This is a genomic window from Candidatus Ulvibacter alkanivorans (assembly GCF_003333325.1).
GTDB classification, from domain to species: Bacteria; Bacteroidota; Bacteroidia; order Flavobacteriales; family Flavobacteriaceae; genus Ulvibacter_A; species Ulvibacter_A alkanivorans.
The window spans coordinates 1-16,809 of sequence record NZ_QOLC01000004.1 but is presented as its reverse complement, the minus strand read 5'-3'; the positions used below and the strand labels follow the sequence as shown (position 1 = coordinate 16,809).

Annotated in this window: 17 protein-coding genes and 1 tRNA gene; 12 read left to right on the top strand and 6 right to left on the bottom strand. The window is 38.8% G+C overall.

Annotated features, from left to right (window positions below; translation table 11 throughout):
- The first annotated feature begins 3 nt into the window (after positions 1–3).
- Positions 4–309, top strand: coding sequence for a DUF6122 family protein (locus DWA30_RS00400; protein WP_114490573.1), 306 nt, complete (start codon positions 4–6; stop codon positions 307–309).
- Between the two features lie 26 nt (positions 310–335).
- On the opposite strand, the gene DWA30_RS00395 is transcribed toward DWA30_RS00400, so the two are convergent.
- Both DWA30_RS00395 and rlmH read right to left on the bottom strand, forming a co-directional pair.
- Positions 336–1,415: a serine hydrolase domain-containing protein gene (locus tag DWA30_RS00395; protein ID WP_114490572.1), complete on the bottom strand. Its 1,080-nt coding sequence runs from the start codon at positions 1,413–1,415 to the stop codon at positions 336–338.
- 61 nt (positions 1,416–1,476) lie between these two features.
- Complete coding sequence (rlmH, locus tag DWA30_RS00390; protein ID WP_114490571.1) at positions 1,477–1,950, bottom strand: 23S rRNA (pseudouridine(1915)-N(3))-methyltransferase RlmH; 474 nt, start codon at positions 1,948–1,950, stop codon at positions 1,477–1,479.
- 109 nt (positions 1,951–2,059) lie between these two features.
- Here rlmH and nadC point away from each other — a divergent pair, with 109 nt between their 5' ends.
- The 5 genes from nadC (at position 2,060) to priA (ending at position 7,445) form a co-directional block, all read left to right on the top strand.
- Entirely contained in the window at positions 2,060–2,917 is an 858-nt protein-coding gene (gene nadC / locus DWA30_RS00385) for a carboxylating nicotinate-nucleotide diphosphorylase (RefSeq protein WP_114490570.1), read from the top strand.
- A complete protein-coding gene (locus DWA30_RS00380; RefSeq protein WP_114490569.1) occupies positions 2,917–3,846 on the top strand; it encodes a YihY/virulence factor BrkB family protein in 930 nt (309 codons plus the stop codon). The genes nadC and DWA30_RS00380 overlap by 1 nt, the downstream gene beginning before the upstream one ends.
- 25 nt (positions 3,847–3,871) lie before the next feature.
- A complete protein-coding gene (locus tag DWA30_RS00375; protein ID WP_114490568.1) occupies positions 3,872–4,435 on the top strand; it encodes a chalcone isomerase family protein in 564 nt (187 codons plus the stop codon).
- Positions 4,436–4,445: 10 nt separating this feature from the next.
- Positions 4,446–4,874 carry a DUF2147 domain-containing protein gene (locus DWA30_RS00370; RefSeq protein WP_114490567.1) on the top strand — a complete coding sequence of 143 codons (429 nt, stop codon included), beginning with the start codon at positions 4,446–4,448 and terminating at the stop codon, positions 4,872–4,874.
- 117 nt (positions 4,875–4,991) lie between these two features.
- Positions 4,992–7,445, top strand: a complete 2,454-nt coding sequence (priA, locus tag DWA30_RS00365; protein ID WP_114490566.1) for a replication restart helicase PriA — start codon at positions 4,992–4,994, stop codon at positions 7,443–7,445.
- Here priA and DWA30_RS00360 read toward each other — a convergent pair.
- Positions 7,442–8,155: a LytR/AlgR family response regulator transcription factor gene (locus tag DWA30_RS00360; RefSeq protein WP_114490565.1), complete on the bottom strand. Its 714-nt coding sequence runs from the start codon at positions 8,153–8,155 to the stop codon at positions 7,442–7,444. The genes priA and DWA30_RS00360 overlap by 4 nt on opposite strands.
- A gap of 230 nt (positions 8,156–8,385) precedes the next feature.
- Between DWA30_RS00360 and rpsF the strand changes: the two genes are divergently transcribed.
- The 4 genes from rpsF (at position 8,386) to DWA30_RS00340 (ending at position 10,036) form a co-directional block, all read left to right on the top strand.
- Positions 8,386–8,724 carry a 30S ribosomal protein S6 gene (gene rpsF / locus DWA30_RS00355; RefSeq protein WP_114490564.1) on the top strand — a complete coding sequence of 113 codons (339 nt, stop codon included), beginning with the start codon at positions 8,386–8,388 and terminating at the stop codon, positions 8,722–8,724.
- Positions 8,725–8,727: 3 nt separating this feature from the next.
- Positions 8,728–9,024, top strand: coding sequence for a 30S ribosomal protein S18 (gene rpsR / locus DWA30_RS00350; RefSeq protein ID WP_114490563.1), 297 nt, complete (start codon positions 8,728–8,730; stop codon positions 9,022–9,024).
- 14 nt (positions 9,025–9,038) lie between these two features.
- On the top strand, positions 9,039–9,494 hold the full coding sequence (rplI, locus tag DWA30_RS00345; RefSeq protein WP_114490562.1) for a 50S ribosomal protein L9: 456 nt from the start codon (positions 9,039–9,041) through the stop codon (positions 9,492–9,494).
- A gap of 68 nt (positions 9,495–9,562) precedes the next feature.
- The gene (locus tag DWA30_RS00340; protein WP_114490561.1) at positions 9,563–10,036 is read left to right on the top strand and encodes a DUF6495 family protein; all 474 of its coding nucleotides are present in this window, start codon (positions 9,563–9,565) and stop codon (positions 10,034–10,036) included.
- 524 nt (positions 10,037–10,560) lie between these two features.
- On the opposite strand, the gene DWA30_RS00335 is transcribed toward DWA30_RS00340, so the two are convergent.
- Positions 10,561–11,799: an ABC transporter permease gene (locus DWA30_RS00335; RefSeq protein ID WP_114490560.1), complete on the bottom strand. Its 1,239-nt coding sequence runs from the start codon at positions 11,797–11,799 to the stop codon at positions 10,561–10,563.
- Between the two features lie 242 nt (positions 11,800–12,041).
- Between DWA30_RS00335 and hisS the strand changes: the two genes are divergently transcribed.
- The gene (gene hisS / locus DWA30_RS00330) at positions 12,042–13,412 is read left to right on the top strand and encodes a histidine--tRNA ligase (protein WP_114490559.1); all 1,371 of its coding nucleotides are present in this window, start codon (positions 12,042–12,044) and stop codon (positions 13,410–13,412) included.
- A 58-nt stretch (positions 13,413–13,470) separates the two neighbouring features.
- Positions 13,471–13,544: transfer RNA gene (locus DWA30_RS00325), tRNA-Met, on the top strand.
- A 94-nt stretch (positions 13,545–13,638) separates the two neighbouring features.
- On the opposite strand, the gene DWA30_RS00320 is transcribed toward DWA30_RS00325, so the two are convergent.
- Both DWA30_RS00320 and DWA30_RS00315 read right to left on the bottom strand, forming a co-directional pair.
- Positions 13,639–14,922, bottom strand: coding sequence for a fibronectin type III domain-containing protein (locus DWA30_RS00320; protein ID WP_114490558.1), 1,284 nt, complete (start codon positions 14,920–14,922; stop codon positions 13,639–13,641).
- 44 nt (positions 14,923–14,966) lie between these two features.
- Positions 14,967–16,628: an ABC1 kinase family protein gene (locus DWA30_RS00315; RefSeq protein WP_114490557.1), complete on the bottom strand. Its 1,662-nt coding sequence runs from the start codon at positions 16,626–16,628 to the stop codon at positions 14,967–14,969.
- Between the last annotated feature and the right edge of the window lie 181 nt (positions 16,629–16,809).

Here is a 16,809-nt window from a genome sequence, read left to right as displayed (position 1 = left end):
GTAATGTTACAAACAATTGTCCACTATTCGTTACACTTTCTAGCTCCAGGTCTCCTTGCGTTACTGTTCTTTAAAGACCAATGGAAACACGCTTGGATAATTATGTTAGCAACCATGATTGTGGACCTGGATCACCTATGGGCAACGCCGATCTTTGATCCGGATCGTTGTAGTATCGGATTTCATTTTTTGCATAGCTATTGGGCGATCTCGATCTATGTACTGCTCTTATTTTTCAAAAAATCCCGTATCGTTGCTGTCGGATTGCTTTTTCATATGATCACCGATTATCTTGATTGTTGGTGGTGAGCCTATTCGATTAAAAAAAAGCCACGCTATTTTGTGGCTTCAGTTAATACCCTCGAATTCCATACCATGGAGATCATTCGATAAAAATGACCTTTATGAAATGTGTGGTCTTGTTCGGTATCAACCCTATGAACCAGAACGACGCCGGCCTCGGGATAGATTCCTAGCATATGTATGCCAACACCAGTATGGTAATACGATTTAGAGTTTCTATTCTCGTTTGGAATGAGCACATTCCATAACATCCCGTAGCCAATACCATATGCTTCATTTGTTATTGAATAGGGCTTTGTAGACACTTCTATCCATTCTTTAGGTATGATCTGCTCGCCATTCCAACTACCATTGTTTAAATAGAGCTGCCCGTACAAAGCTAGGTCCCTAGCCGACAATCTAAAATGAAAAGCAGGGAATTGCGACTTGTTGGTTTCGTATTGATAAAATCCGTCAACATTTGGAATAGCCCAAGCATCTGTTGGATCTGTAATCGAAATGATATCATTGGCATAGTCCATTCCAATCGGTTTGGCTATTTTACGATAAAACAGATCGAACAATCGTTCTCCGGTGAGCTTTTCCAGTATAAATCCCAGTGTATTAAAATCCCAATTGTTGTAATAATAGTGTTCATTAGGTATATGCGTTCCACGTTTTGGCATATTGGCTAGCATACCTTCGGAAACTGCAGCGGCAGGATGATAAATACCAGATCTTGATTTTAAGAGGTCTGCAATGGTAGCCGTTTTTTCTGTTTCGGTCAATGAAGCAATATCATCAATTTGCAACTCTTTTAAGGTAAGTGTGGTATCTACAGTTCCGTTACTTATATAAATTCCATATAACGAGTTTAAAAGTGCTTTTCGAATGGAATGAACGAGAATTTTTTGGCCGCTATTTCCCCAATCATACACCTTTTTACCATCAGCTAGGATCAGCAAAGAATGAGAGCCGGCCGATTCAAGAAAGTCTCCTAACGAATCTAGTTTTTGTTTAGAGAACCCTTTTTCACTCGGATCAATTGATTCGATAGCGGCGTTGTTCTGGCTGTATAGTTGGGAACTAAGAAAGGTACATGTGAATAGAATGACTGCTAAATATGTATTCATGAGAAGCTTTAGAGTAATGACGAGGTCAAAATCGTGATGTGACAGTTATCTGTGAAATGTTCTATTGATGATGATAAGGCTCATTTTTAAGAATTGTAAATCCACGATACAACTGTTCTACAAAGAATAACCGTACCATTTGGTGTGAAAAGGTCATCGCAGATAGTGCTAGTTTGCCGTTGGCCCGTTGGTATAGGTCCTCACTAAATCCGTATGGTCCGCCAATAATGAACACCAAGTTCTTATATCCGCTATTCATTTTTTTCTGAAGGAGATCGGCAAAGCGTAAAGAAGAATACGATTTTCCTTTTTCATCCAGTAAGATCACATGATCTGAATTCTGTAAATGTTTCTGAAGCAATTCGCCTTCGGCCTTTTTCTGGTTTGCTTCGGAAAGATTCTTGCCTTTTTTTATGTCCGGTAATTCAATTAGATCGAATGAAATATAATGCTTCAGTCGTTGTTGGTACAGGTCGATCAAGGACTGAAGCTCTTTTTGATCGGTCTTGCCAATAGCCAATAAAGTTATTTTCATACAGAACACTTTCAGAGGCCAAAAATACAAAGATAAAATGAAGTCTGTTGCGGCTTATGTTTTCCGACTTCAAACTTTTTAGGCTATTTTAGCTAAAAATTGCGCTATCATGATCTCTAAAAAACAATTTAACAAAGAAATTAACACTATTATTTCGAATGCAATTCGAGAAGATGTTGGTGACGGAGATCACAGCTCCTTAGCATGTATTCCCGAAGATGCCAGAGGATCTGCCAAACTTTTGGTAAAAGACGAAGGTATAATTGCCGGCGTGGACTTTGCCCGACAAGTATTCGAATTTGTAGATCCCGGTTTAGAGCTCGACATCCGAATTCCGGATGGAAGAGAAGTGGCTTACGGCGATGTTTGTTTCTATGTTTCCGGACTATCGCAATCTATTCTAAAAAGTGAGCGCTTGGTGTTAAACGCGATGCAACGTATGAGTGCTATTGCGACCAAAACAAATGCGTACGTAAAGTTGCTAGCCGGAACCCAAACCCGAATATTAGATACACGTAAGACAACTCCCGGAATAAGAGCCCTAGAAAAATGGGCCGTAAAGATAGGAGGGGGGGAGAACCATCGTTTTGCGCTCTACGATATGATCATGTTAAAAGACAATCATATCGATTTTTGTGGTGGGATCACCAAGGCCATTCAAAAGACCAAAGAATACTTGCAAGACAATCAATTAGGGTTAAAGATCATTGTTGAAGCTAGAAATCTGGCAGAAATAGAAGAGATCTTAAAAAACGAAGGTGTCTATCGGATCTTGATCGATAATTTCAATTACGAAGATACAAGGAAGGCGGTCGAAATGATTGGCGATCACTGTTTAACAGAATCGAGTGGCGGTATTACCTTAGAGACCGCTAGAAAGTACGCAGACTGTGGGGTAGATTATATTAGTAGTGGCGCTTTAACACATTCGGTGCATAATATGGACCTGAGTTTAAAAGCTGTTTAATGGCCGATTCGGAAGAAAAAGAAAGTAAATATAAAATTATTCGCAACCTGGTTCGCTTTAGCAAACGAGTTACGATACCCGGTACTAATGGCTTGTCACTATACCATTTATTAGACATTTATGGAACCGGTATCATTAAAGGAACTTTCTCGTCTAGGGCCAGTTCGATTGCCTATAGTTTTTTTGTGGCCATCTTTCCATTTCTTCTGTTCATTCTGAATTTAATTCCAATTGTACCTGTAGAAGGCTTTCAAACTCGTTTTTTACGATTTATTGAAAACCTATTGCCTCCGCAAACCACCGAGTTCTTTTATCCCGTGATCGCCGATATTGCGGTAAATCCACGAGGTGGCCTATTATCGTTCGTGTTTTTTCTTTCCATATTTTTGGCTGCCAATGGCGTGAACGCCATATTTAGCGCATTCGAATATTCGTTTCACGTAACGATGAATCGAACGTTTTTTAGACAATACCTTATAGCCCTTGTAGTGTCTATCTTTTTGGCACTGTTGTTGTTATTTACGGTGGGAGTCATTTTGTATGGCGAGTATATCATAGCCAATTTGAAAGGGAACGATTATATTTCTAACGAATTATTTTGGATATCGGCCTTACAGCTCACGGTCTTTGTTGTTATGGTGTATGTTATTATCGCAACGCTCTATTATTATGGAACAAAGGAGGGGAAAGAATCGCGATTCTTTTCGTTAGGAGCTATTATAACTACCTTGTTGTTCTTGTTGACCACCTATTTATTTGGTGTTTACATTAATAACTTTTCAAATTATAACGAGTTATATGGTTCTCTTGGAGCTCTTTTAATTATGATGTTATATATTTGGATCAACGCAAACTTGTTGTTGTTAGGTTTCGAACTTAATATTTCATTACAGCGACTCAAAGACAAGAATGAAGAAAATACAGATTAACTTATAACTAATTCAAACACGTAAAATGAAAAAATTAATTGTACTCGTAATGGCAATGATCACTGTGCAAATGGCAGTGGCACAAACGCAGGTAGGAAGCGTAACCTTGCCCAATACCTTAACTTTTGGAGGAGAGGAGTTAGCACTAAATGGTGCTGGGATTCGTAAGAAAGCCCTAGTATTAAAATTGTATTCGGGAGGTTTATACCTTGCTAACAAGTCCAGCAGTGCCAAAAGCATAATCAGTGCCGATGAAACCATGGCGATCCGCTTGGTAATTACATCCTCTTTTGTTTCTAGTGAAGCGATGAGTGAAGCTGTAGAAGAGGGATTCGATGCATCCACAAATGGGAATACTTCCCCAATTGCTTCGGAAATTAAAAAATTTATAGGCTTTTTTAGTGAAGAAATCGTTGAAGATGATGTATTCGATATCACCTATCAAAAAGGAAAAGGGGTCGTTGCTTACAAGAACGGCAAAGAATTAGGTACCATCACGGGTATGACATTTAAAAAAGCATTATTCGGTATTTGGCTAGGAAACGACCCGGCCGACAGCAAACTTAAAAAAGCCATGTTAGGCAATTAAAAACAGCAATATGAAAAAATACATAATAATTTCTTTGATAATGGCGATGGTTTCCATCACAACTTCTGCTCAATCGGTGGTTGGTAAGTGGAAGACCATAGATGATGTAAGCGGTGACGCCAAGTCGATCGTAGAGATCTACGAAGAGAATGGTAAGATCTACGGAAAAGTAGTCGATATCCTTAAAGAAGAACGCCGAAATGCACTGTGCACCGAATGCGAAGGAGCAGATAAAGACAAGCCTATTTTAGGTTTGAAAATTATTCGCGGACTAGAAAAAGACGGTGATGAATACAATGATGGAAAGATCCTCGATCCAGAAAACGGTAAGCTTTATAAGTGCTATATCGAACTGGAAGAAGACGATAAGTTAAAAGTACGTGGCTATATTGGTTTTTCACTATTGGGAAGAACACAATATTGGTATCGCGTAAAATAATAAGTCGTGAATAAAAAATAGGAAGGCTGCCACGTAAATCGGGCGGCCTTTTTTATATTTAATTTTTAAACGTAGACCTGAAGTTAGCCGTCTTCGACCACCATAAAAATCATTGGCCTGTATTTTATTGACGTCATATTACCCATTCCTTTAAAGCAAACCTTTACCTATAACATACGTAAAGAAGAAGCTTCATTCTTACAACAAGGAATGCGTGTTGCCGTACCTTTTGGAAAGACAAAAGTCTATACCGGTATCGTGTACGCAGTCTTCAAAGACAAACCACCTAATTACGAGACCAAGACGATTGATCAGATATTAGATGAGCAACCCTTGATCACGCAACGACAGATCAAGCATTGGGAGTGGATAGCAAATTACTACATGTGCACTTTGGGTGAAGTAGTTCGCGCGGCCTTGCCAAGCGCCTTTTTGTTAGAGAGCGAGACGATAGTGAGTTTGATAGCTTCGGAAAAGGAAGTGGATGAAAGTGACTTTTCGGATGAAGAATTTATGGTATTTGAAGCCTTGCAGCATCAGCCTAGTTTACATATTAACGATATCCGAAACATACTGGATAAACAGCATGTGGTTAAAATTTTGGACGGGTTGCTTCAGAAAAAAGTCATCGAAGTACAAGAAGAAGTATACGAACAATACACCCCTAAACTGAAGCGCTACTTAAAGTTAGCATCTAATTACGCTTCCGAAGAAAACCTAAGAGCACTGTTGGACACCTTGACAAGAGCTCCAAAACAGCGAGAAGTGCTTATGAATCTTTTTATGCTGTCGGCTCAGCAAAAAAAACCAGTAGAATCGGTAGAGCTACAAAAGAAGAGCGATACAACAGCTTCAGTTATTAAGACACTTATCGATAAAGGTGTTTTAGAAGAATATTTTCTTCAAAGGGATAGGATACAGTATGAAGGTGAGGAGGCTTCCGAAGTAAAAGAACTGAACGAGGCTCAGGAGCAAGCATTTTCAGAAATACGATCAAATTTTGATAATCAAGATGTGGTGCTGTTACACGGTGTGACGTCCAGCGGAAAAACGGAGATCTACGTAAAACTAATTGCCGAGTTGATAGCAACGGGCAAACAAGTATTGTATATGCTTCCTGAGATCGCTTTGACCACACAACTTATTTCACGTTTACAGTTTTATTTTGCTGAAAAAGTTTCGGTATACCATTCAAAATATTCTGTGAACGAGCGGGTAGAGGTGTGGAACAACGTTTTAAACAACAAACCGAAAGCACAGATCGTAATTGGCGCACGATCCTCCTTATTTTTGCCCTTTAGTGACCTCGGACTGATCATTGTAGATGAAGAGCACGAGCCGTCGTTTAAACAGTATAATCCGTCACCAAGGTATCACGCAAGGGATGCGGCCATAGTACTCGCAAGTTTGCATCAGGCAAAAACACTTATGGGTTCGGCAACTCCTTCGCTGGAAAGTTACCATAACGCAGAAACTGGCAAGTACGGATTGGTTCAGTTAAAGAAGCGCTTCGGAAATGTTTTAATGCCGGATATTGAGTTGGTCGATATTAAAGAAAAGCACCGAAAGAAATTGATGAAAGGGCATTTTAGTGATCACTTGCTGGAAGCGATGCATGAGGCGTTGGCGAACGAAGAGCAGATTATCCTTTTTCAAAATCGCCGTGGTTTTTCACCCATAGTCGAGTGTACTACCTGTGGTATATCGCCTCAATGTCCAAATTGTGATGTAAGTCTTACCTACCATCAATACAAGAAAGAATTGCGATGCCATTATTGTGGATACCATATGGCTATGTTGCAATCGTGCATGGCCTGTGGAAGTGAGACCTTAGATGCCAAAGGATTTGGAACCGAGCAGATCGAAACAGAATTGAGCTCATTATTTCCCGATCATACGATTGCTCGAATGGATCAAGATACTACAAGAGGGAAGCATGCATACGCAAAATTGATCGAGAAATTAGAAAACTTAGAGATCGATATTTTGGTGGGTACGCAAATGTTAGCCAAAGGCCTTGACTTTAGGAATATTGGATTGGTGGGTGTTATGAATGCCGATAATCTTTTAAATTTCCCCGATTTTAGAGCACATGAACGCAGTTATCAATTGTTGCAACAAGTTTCAGGACGTGCCGGTAGAACCGAAAAGCGCGGCAAGGTACTTATTCAAACGTTTAATCCGTACCATCAAATTTTGCAGCAAGTAAGCACCAATGATTATGAGTTAATGTATAAGCAGCAAACCGAAGAACGCTACCAATATAAGTATCCGCCGTACTTCCGAACGATAAAGATTACCTGTAAAGACCGTAATTTCGATAAGATGCAAAAGGCAGCGGTATGGTTTGGTCGTGCTTTGGAATTAAAATTGGGAGCAAATGTGCTTGGTCCAGAACAACCTCCTGTAGGACGAATACGCAATCAATTTATTACGAATATTCTTGTGAAGATTCCGAAGCAACAATCATTAGGTAAAACGAAGAACTATATTAGCAAGGTGCAACGAAGTTTTAACGCTATAAAAGAATTTTCGACGGTTCGCTTAAGTATAGATGTTGATAATTATTAGTTGCGCATAGAAGAAGCGAGTGCTTCAACAAGATCTGCTTTGCGATTTCGACTTAACGGCAATTGCTCTTGATCTAATTCTATGACTTTGCTGTTGTATCGTTCTACTTTGTCAAGATTTACGATATACGATTTGTGGATACGTAAAAAACGATCACTTGGCAGGAGTGATTCAAAGGCTTTCATGGTTGAAAGTACAACAAGTGCATCGTGCTCGGTCACTAATTTTACATAGTCACCCAAAGCCTCAATGTAGCGTAATTCGTTTAAGAATACCTTACGCTTTTTAAGATTGCTTTTTACGAAGATAAAATCTTCTTCGTCGAAGCCGTCGTCGTTCTTAAGCTTGTAATTGGTAATTGCTTTGTGAACCGCATTCAGAAAGCGATCTTTAGAGATCGGTTTCCGAAGATAATCGACCGCATCATAATCGAAAGCCTTAAAGGCATATTTCGTTTTCCCGGTAACAAAAATAATCTGTGGTTTGTGAGTAAGGTCATCAAGCAGATCGAAGCCGGAAAGAATTGGCATTTCAATATCTAAAAAGATAAGGTCGATCTCATTATTAGCCAATCCCATTTTTGCTTCTATTGCATTGTTATATTCTTCTACAAGATGCAAAGAGGGATGATTTTCGATGAGTTTAACGATGGAAAGTCGCTGTAAAGTAGAATCGTCTACAATGGCACACTTAAGTATTGGTTTGTCCACAGTTAGCTGGTTTTATTAATAGCAATGATAGGGAAAAAATCGATGAAGTGCAAGTTTTTTTAACTTTTGTCGTTAAAATTAGGCGCTTCATCTTTTTCTGTCAGAAAATTCTTTTTTGAGTAGGCAGTTTTCTTTTTGCAAATAGATTTGATAATAATAATAAATATAGTATTTTTGCCCGCTCTTGGCAGAAAGCCAATGAATTAAATTATTAATATTAAACGATTTTTATGAATCATTACGAAACTGTTTTCATCTTAAATCCCGTTTTATCTGAAGAGCAGATAAAGGAAACAGTTAAGAAATTTGAAGATATTCTTGTTTCTAGAGGTGCTAAGATGATATCCAAAGAAGATTGGGGGCTTAAAAAATTAGCCTACGCGATCCAACACAAAAAGAGTGGTTTTTATCACTTGTTCGAGTACACTGTAGAAGGTGATGCGATCAACGAACTTGAATTGGCCTTTAGACGTGAAGAGCGTGTTATGCGTTACCTTACCGTAGCTTTAGACAAGCATGCGATTGCTTGGGCTGAGAAAAGAAGAAACCGTAACAAACAAAAAGCGTAACACATGGCAACTTTACAACAACAAGCAAAAGGAAAGAAAGATGGTGAGATCAGATATCTTACACCATTAAATATAGAAACTACTAAAACAAAGAAGTACTGTCGTTTTAAAAAGTCAGGAATCAAGTATATCGATTACAAGGATCCGGACTTCTTATTAAAATTTGTAAACGAGCAAGGTAAGATCTTACCTAGACGTCTTACAGGAACTTCTTTAAAGTATCAACGTAAAGTGGCAGTAGCTGTTAAACGTGCACGTCACTTGGCATTAATGCCTTACGTAGCCGATTTATTAAAATAAAAAACCAATAGATAATGGAACTTATATTAAAGAAAGATGTAGAAAATCTGGGTTTTACAGATGATGTAGTAACTGTAAAGAACGGATACGGAAGAAATTATTTGATCCCACGTGGTCACGCGGTATTGGCAACGCCTTCTGCAAAGAAGATGTTGGCCGAAACATTAAAGCAACGTGCCTACAAAGAGAAGAAGATCATAGACGAGGCTCAGAAAGAAGCCGATAAGTTGAACGAGATCTTAGAACTTAAGATTCCTGCGAAGACAGGAGAAGGTGATAAGTTGTTTGGTTCAGTAACGAATGCAGATCTTGCAGCTGCATTAGAGAAAGAAGGTGTTTCTATCGAGAAAAAGTATATCTCGATCGCCGGTGGCGCTATTAAGCGTACCGGGCAGTATGAAGCAACCATTCGATTTCACCGCGATGTGATAGAAAACTTCACATTCGACGTGATCGCTGAGGTAAACTAATATACCTTTAACATAGTTTAGAACCCCGACCATAGCGTTGGGGTTTTTCTTTTTATTTTTTTCTGAAAATGAAATACACACGACTTACAAAAGAACAATTCGAAGAACTTCACCCCGAGTTTATAAATTTTTTAGCGACCCAATCCATTACGGCTGAAGAATGGGCCGCTATTAAAGAAAAACAACCTGAAGTTGCAGAACAAGAATTAGATGTGTTTAGCGACCTGGTTTGGGAAGGCGTACTTCAAAAAGCGGAGTACTTAGAAAACATGTCGCCTCTACAATTGTTCTTGTTTCGTATTGCCGAAACTGAGATGAAACTTATCGCGGTAAAAGTAACCGATGAAACCAAAGATATCACAACCGCCGAAGGCTACAGATGGTTGCAAGAGAACTTCGCATCAGACGAAGTGGAGTTCTACACGGCAACTAAGGCTTTTTCCGAAGATAAGAATGCCGATATATTTGCTTTGATACAACAAGGAGCCATTATAACAAAGGGAGAACTGTATCGCTTTTTTGAGGATATTTTAAATAAGTAATCCACGGTCATCTCGAACGTATGTGAGAGATCTTTAGTAAGGTGTTGGGTTGTGTTATGAGATTCTTCGCTTCGCTCTGAATGACAAAAGATTCTTCGCTTCGCTCTGAATGACAAGGGTTGCTACGCTTTGCTCTGAATGACGTCGTATTGTCATCTCGAACGGATGTGAGAGATCTTTAGTGAGGTATTGGGTTGTGTTATGAGATTCTTCGCTTCGCTCTGAATGACAAAAGATTCTTCGCTTCGCTCTGAATGACAAAAGATTCTTCGCTTCGCTCTGAATGACAAAAGATTCTTCGCTTTGCTCTGAATGACAAAAGATTCTTCGCTTCGCTCTGAATGACAAGGGTTGCTACGCTTTGCTCTGAATGACGTCGTATTGTCATCTCGAACGGATGTGAGAGATCTTTAGTAAGGTGTTGGTTTATGTAATGAGATTCTTCGCTTCGCTCTGAATGACAAAAGATGCTACGCTTCGCTCTGAATGGCAAGGGATGCTACGCATTGCTATGAATGACAAAATTACTCGTAACGCAAACTTTCTATAGGATCTAGTTTCGCCGCCTTAGTAGCAGGATAACTACCGGCAATAACAGCAACGAGAAACGTGATAACGGTTGCCCAGATCATGGCGGCCCACGGTAAACTAAAATCAAAATTAAAGATCTTGGCAAAGGCAAAACCGGTGAGGATCCCTAATAGAATTCCAAGAAAGCTCCCAAACTGACCAATAACGATGGTTTCCATAAAGAACTGAGTGGAAATGGTGGAGCGCTTGGCACCAAGCGCCTTTCTAACACCAATCTCTCGTGTGCGTTCCGTTACCGAAACCAGCATAATATTCATTAAGGCAATGGAGGAGCCTAAAATGGTGATGATACTAATAATCCATGCCGCCCATTCTAGATAACCGGTAATCGAAGCTATACGATTTATAAGGTCCTCACTGCGTTCTATTCCGAAGTTGTTTTCTTCAATAGGATTTAGTTTTCGAACATTTCGAAAGGTGATTATGGCCTCATCTTGAGCTGCTTGCAGTAATTCTTTATCCTCCACCTTTATACTTATGGAGTAATTAATATTGGGTTGCGTATAAATACCACGTGCCACTTGAATCGGGATCAACACTTTTAAATCTTGATTGTTTCCGAAGGTAGACCCTTTAGACTCCAACACGCCTATGATCTTAAACTTTACACCACGAATACTAATGGTCTTGTTAATTGGATTCTCATTTTCAAATAGATTCTTCAGAAAATCAGATCCGATGATACAGACCTTATTATTATTTTCAATGTCGAAGTAGGTAAATTGTCGACCTGTCTCCACTTCAGTTCCTGTATTGGCCAAATAATGCTCATTCACCCCAAATACCTGCACTTCCGGGTCTGTCTTCTCGTTCTCATACTTTACTTCAGCACCGCTGGTGGCACGAAAGGAAACCGAGGTTTCGGTGAACGGATAATCGTACTTGTCTACAAACTCTCTAATATTATCGTAGCTAATAATGGGATTGATCTTTTCACGTTCCCCCCCTTGTCGCTGTACCGTGAACTCATAGCGCTGAATATTAAATGTGTTGGCACCCATGGATGCGAAATCACTTGAAATAGTGTTCTCTAATGCTTTTACCGCACTTAAAATACCTACCAGCGCCCATATACCAATTCCAATAATGATCACCGTTAATATGGTTCTAAGCAACTGACTCTTAATGGAATCGAGTGCAATTCGAATATTCTCTCGGAACAATGAAAACATAGTAGCGCTAAAAGTGTTTCTCGTTAGACTCGTGACGACACGTATTGTTACAAAAATAATAGAATAATTACCAATTAGGCATCTACTCCTTTATTAGCTCGTAATGCAGTGGGGCTTTCGATTACAATTCTATGGTTTAAACTGTAAAATGTGTCTAGAAATTAAGATATTTGCAGGAATTACAACGGCTTGCTTATCTTGCCTGCAGAATAAAAATGTTTAATACATAAGACCTGTTTACTTTGTCAAAAAAACCTTCTATACCCAAAGGGACCCGTGATTTTTCTCCAACTGAAGTAGTAAAACGAAACTACATCATGGATACCATAAGAGGCTGTTTTACCAACTACGGATTTCAGCCTATTGAGACGCCCTCTTTTGAGAATAGTGAAACCTTGATGGGGAAATATGGTGATGAGGGAGACCGACTTATATTTAAGATATTGAACAGTGGTGATTTTCTTCGGAAAGTTGACGATTCGCTGTATGCTGAGAAGGATAGCTTAAAAATGACGCCAAGAATATCCGAAAAAGCATTGCGTTACGACCTAACAGTACCTTTCGCACGATATGTCGTACAACACCAAAACGAGATCACCTTTCCTTTTAAACGCTATCAAATACAACCGGTATGGCGTGCCGACCGTCCGCAAAAAGGACGTTTTAGAGAATTCTATCAGTGCGATGCCGATGTAGTGGGAAGTACTTCTCTTTGGCAAGAGGTTGAATTTGTACAATTATATGATGCTGTTTTTAGCAAACTAGATCTAAAGGGCGTCACCATTAAAATGAACAATCGCAAAGTGCTTAGTGGTATCGCAGAAGTGATTGGAGCAGAAGATAAGCTTATCGATTTCACAGTGGCACTGGACAAATTAGATAAGATTGGTGAGGCGGGAGTAACTAAAGAAATGCGCGAAAAAGGAATATCCGAGGAAGCTATCAACAGACTTCAGCCTTTATTTTCGGTGAGCGGATCGGCTAGTGAAAAGCTAGCGAAATTACGTGAACTCTTAGCTTCTTCTTCAATAGGAATGCAAGGTGTTGACGAACTCGGTTTTATAATCGAACAGATACAAACCCTTCAATTAAAAACTGCAACTTTAGAGATTGATGTCACCTTGGCGCGGGGTCTTAACTATTACACGGGAGCTATTTTTGAAGTGGCGGCACCTTCCGAAGTAAAGATGGGCAGCATTGGTGGGGGAGGACGTTACGATGATCTTACCGGTATTTTCGGACTTAAAGACATGAGTGGTGTAGGTATAAGCTTCGGTCTAGACCGTATCTATTTGGTGCTTGAAGAGCTGGATCTTTTTCCAAAAACTGTTTCGGCTACGACTCAAGTTCTCTTTATAAATTTTGGTACGAAAGAGGCGCTATATGCATTACAAGCGATAGCTACATTAAGAGCCGAGGGCATCTCTGCAGAGTTGTATCCAGATGAGGCTAAAATGGGTAAACAGATGGGCTATGCCGATAAACGCAATATTCCTTTTGTGGTGCTAGCAGGTGAAAGCGAAATGAACGAACAACAATTTACCTTGAAAAATATGAAGCTAGGCGATCAGGTGCGAGTAAACACCTCAGAATTGATAGCGAAGCTAAAATAAATACAATCTATTATTTGCTTCAGATTAATTTGTTGCTATCTTTGCAACCGCAAAATATGGCGAGGTAGCTCAGGTGGTTAGAGCGTCGGATTCATAACCCGGAGGTCAGGAGTTCAAGTCTCCTTCTCGCTACAAAAAATGACTCCCCAGGAAGTATCCTTTGGGGAGTTTTTATTTTCAAATGAGAAAATGTTATACATAATTAAGTAAGAAATGTTTAGGAATGTTATTCGTGTTCCTGAGAACAATCAAAACACTTAATTAAATGCTCCGGGAGGTTTACATCATATAATCCGTTTAATGGGTTTGTAGGTCTCGATTTTTCGTTTAGAATTAATTTGAATTTTTTAGCGTAAGCAACTAAATTCTCACGTCGAGATTTCAATTTAATTTCTATTTCTTCTGCATCAAGATCGTATACTTCTTTAGGAAATTTCAACAATGCTTTTTCAATTACATCATCTGTAAGTTTAGCTTGTAAATATTCAGCTTGCGAAATAAATACAGATACCGGAACGTCCTTTAAAAAATAAGCATCGAAATCATATAGCAGACCTGGCAAGTAATCAATTTCATCCTTAAAGGGTCTTAATTTAGGTTTTATGTTCTTGTTAGAAATAAGGGTAGGGAGTACACCATCTAAGGTAAAGAATGCATTGTCTCTATCTGCTGCAATAGGAATACCTATTAAGCTGTCTCCCTTTTTTTGCATCGCCCATCCCCATTGTTTGGCATGACGATCCCAATCACCTATAAATAGATCAAGGAGTCGTGCTCTTACAAGCGCAGCATAATCGATGTGGGTATTCTTGTAATTTTTTAACTTCAATTCTATAAGATCTTCTGTATCTATAATATTTACAACGTTTTTTATTCCAGTCCAATTTTCACCTCCTTCGCTTTCGTATTCTAAAAAATAAAGTCGATTGCCATATTGTTGGTTTAAGGATGATAACCAAGCTTGTTCGGGAATAAATACCAATCGAGGATGAGTGTGTATCACATTTACGGTTTCAGACAATGAGGCAGCAGGTAGAGCTCCGTATGGATGTTGCGCAGAGATGCCGTCCATAATTAGATTTTCAACTCCTAGACTTTTTACATATTCGGGTACGAGGGCCTCTGGGTTTTTGTTGATACTACGTAAGGTGTAGATCACACCATCTTTTGATTTTATTTCTAGTGAGCTAGTTTGCTTACCACCTCCTTCTTCTACAAATTCCATCCCTCCAAATAAAGTGTCTAAATATACGATTTCGGCCAAAACAGTAACTTCCCATGACCTTCTATAGTGTTCGCCTTGCATGAGTCGTTTTAGCAAATTTCCGTCGTATTGTGTACTTGCGGCAATTTTAACTTCCCTTACATTAGCAAATGAAATAGAATCGAAATCTTTGTTATTCAGTAAGACAGAAATTTCAGGGTCAGATGGCTGACTCCAAAACGAAAAATAAGTTAGTGTGATAAAAGCAATTAACGCTAGACCTAATGTTAGTAAGGTTTTTTTCACTTTTCAATTTTTTAAATTCGCAACAATATCAATTGAATGTGCATTTACTTTTTAAAGTTGTCGTCCTTAACGACAATTTGATAGATAACATAAAAACCAATGAGTGCTGCTACTAAAAATAAAATAATAGCAAGTGCGGGATAACCCATAATCGTCCAACTAGTATCAATTTGGATAAGCAAAGCAGCTCCAATAATCATTGATGCAATTATAATTCCTAGTGTAATTCGATTTGCCACTTTTTGAAAGGCATCTGTGAATCTCGCTTCGTCTATAGCATTTACTTTGACTTCCAATCTGTTATTGGCCACCTTATCTAAAATGGCATTGACCCGTTCTGGCATTTTTTCAGCGAGTCTTTTAGTTTCTAAAGCTAAGTGTAGGAGATTTCCAGGTTTCAAATCATCAATCATTTTTGATTGCATAATCTCGTTCATATAACTTTTTATAGTTGCATTCAAATTGTAATTTGGCGAAAGCACAGCAATAATCTGATCTAAGTTTAGCAAGATCTTTGCCAGCATGTTTAATTCCACAGGGAGTTTTATATCGTTGTGAGCAGCAATTCGATTCATCTGGATTATGAGACGCCCCGTTTGCAATTCTTTGGCCGAACTAGTACTGTTTTCTAGGATTATTCGCGTTATTTCTTTTCTGAAGGTATTTATAGGAGCTTTTTCAAGATCATATGTGCTTAAAGCTAATAAAACCGACACAACTTGTTCACTGTTGTTTTCGCTTAAAGCTAGAATCAACTCCATAAACTGTTCTCTTAGTTTCTCAGGGAATTGAGCGACCATGCCTAAATCCATGATTGCTAGCTTGTGATCTGGTGTAATATGAATGTTTCCTGGATGTGGATCGGCATGAGCATTACCTACAATGATAATTTGCTTGAGATATCCCCTAACCAACTCATCCACTAATGGACTTAGGTTTTGTTCTATGCGTCTTAGCGGATTTATCAATGTTACCTTTTTTCCCTCCAAATATTCCATGGTTAGTACCTTGGACGTGCAATAGTCGGAAATTGGTGTAGGGACTACCAGATGCTTAAACTCGCTTAAAGTTTTACTTAAAACTATTAGATTTTGTTTTTCAGCTTTATAATCGAGCTCATTTAGTAATGTAAATTCAAGTTCCTCAACGACATCTTGTACGTTATATTTCCTAGCTTCTTTTGAATTCTTATGAGCCCAAGTCGCGACTTCCCTAAGTGTGTCGAGATCTGAAACAAATTTCTGTCTAATGCCTGGACGTTGGATCTTCACAGCTACTGTCAAACCCGAATGAAGCGTTGCTTTATGCACTTGGCCAATAGAAGCACTGGCAAGTGGCTTTTCTTCAAAATTTGTAAACGCTTTCGATATCCGAGTACCTACTTCTTGTTCGAAGATTTGATGAATTTCTTCATACGGAATTGGCGCTACATCGTCTTGTAATTCACATAAGGCCTCTAAGTGAGAATTAGGTAATAAGTCAGGTCGAGTTGATAACAATTGCCCTAACTTGATATAAACAGGCCCCATCTTTTGCAAGTCACTAACAAGTTTTTCAGGTGAATTTTCAAAATCATTATTCAGAGATTCTTGAGATTCGCCTAACGCTTGAGAAGTCGAATAATTAAGAAGGTCACTATTCCAATACTTAATAAGTAACCCGAAAAATTTTCGATAACGATCAATACTTTCCGGTAAAATAGACATAAAGAATGGGATTTGAATATTACACTAAAATACAATTTATTGAGCGAATAGTAATCATCGAATGGATAAACGCTGTACAAATTGAATCTATATTGAAATTATTTTATCTGTTTGCCAGAAGAATACGTTCCAATAGCTGTCAAGTTTTTCTATAAACAAATTTTACTCGCTTTCTTTTCCA

Excerpts from the sequence above, each read along its gene's own strand:
- DWA30_RS00335 (WP_114490560.1), bottom strand. The coding sequence starts at position 11,799 with ATGTTTTCATTGTTCCGAGAGAATATTCGAATTGCACTCGATTCCATT.
- rplI (WP_114490562.1), top strand. The coding sequence starts at position 9,039 with ATGGAACTTATATTAAAGAAAGATGTAGAAAATCTGGGTTTTACAGAT.
- DWA30_RS00340 (WP_114490561.1), top strand. The coding sequence starts at position 9,563 with ATGAAATACACACGACTTACAAAAGAACAATTCGAAGAACTTCACCCC.
- rlmH (WP_114490571.1), bottom strand. The coding sequence starts at position 1,950 with ATGAAAATAACTTTATTGGCTATTGGCAAGACCGATCAAAAAGAGCTT.
- DWA30_RS00375 (WP_114490568.1), top strand. The coding sequence starts at position 3,872 with ATGAAAAAATTAATTGTACTCGTAATGGCAATGATCACTGTGCAAATG.
- nadC (WP_114490570.1), top strand. The coding sequence starts at position 2,060 with ATGATCTCTAAAAAACAATTTAACAAAGAAATTAACACTATTATTTCG.
- DWA30_RS00400 (WP_114490573.1), top strand. The coding sequence starts at position 4 with ATGTTACAAACAATTGTCCACTATTCGTTACACTTTCTAGCTCCAGGT.
- DWA30_RS00315 (WP_114490557.1), bottom strand. The coding sequence starts at position 16,628 with ATGTCTATTTTACCGGAAAGTATTGATCGTTATCGAAAATTTTTCGGG.
- rpsF (WP_114490564.1), top strand. The coding sequence starts at position 8,386 with ATGAATCATTACGAAACTGTTTTCATCTTAAATCCCGTTTTATCTGAA.
- DWA30_RS00380 (WP_114490569.1), top strand. The coding sequence starts at position 2,917 with ATGGCCGATTCGGAAGAAAAAGAAAGTAAATATAAAATTATTCGCAAC.
- DWA30_RS00370 (WP_114490567.1), top strand. The coding sequence starts at position 4,446 with ATGAAAAAATACATAATAATTTCTTTGATAATGGCGATGGTTTCCATC.
- rpsR (WP_114490563.1), top strand. The coding sequence starts at position 8,728 with ATGGCAACTTTACAACAACAAGCAAAAGGAAAGAAAGATGGTGAGATC.
- DWA30_RS00395 (WP_114490572.1), bottom strand. The coding sequence starts at position 1,415 with ATGAATACATATTTAGCAGTCATTCTATTCACATGTACCTTTCTTAGT.